General features: G+C 68.3%; 1 pseudogene. It reads right to left on the minus strand.

What is annotated here, in order from left to right:
- Positions 1-338: pseudogene (locus BIV03_RS15845) on the minus strand (MFS transporter); the annotation flags it as partial.

The following is a 338-nucleotide window of genomic DNA, read 5'->3' on the forward strand; positions in this document are numbered from 1 at the left end:
GCACCGTGATCCCGGTGATCGCCGCGGCCGCCATCACGTAGAACGCCGGCGCGAACGTGTTGCCCGTCGCCGTGATCAGCCAGGTGGCGAAGTACGGCGTGATCCCGCCGAAGAGCGCGACGCTGATGTTGTACGCGATGCCCATCGACCCGTAGCGGATCGCGGTCGGGAAGAGCTCGGCCATCGCAGCGCTCACCGCACCGTCGAAGGCCGCCATGAACAGCCCGAGGAGCACCATCGCGCCGGCGGCGGCCCAGAAGTTGCCGGCGTTCATGAGCATGAGCGTCGGGTAGGTGAGCACGAGGAATCCGCCGCAGCCGGCGAGCATCACGGGCTTC

It is taken from the genome of Curtobacterium sp. MCBA15_016 (genome assembly GCF_001865105.1).
Taxonomy (GTDB): domain Bacteria; phylum Actinomycetota; class Actinomycetes; order Actinomycetales; family Microbacteriaceae; genus Curtobacterium.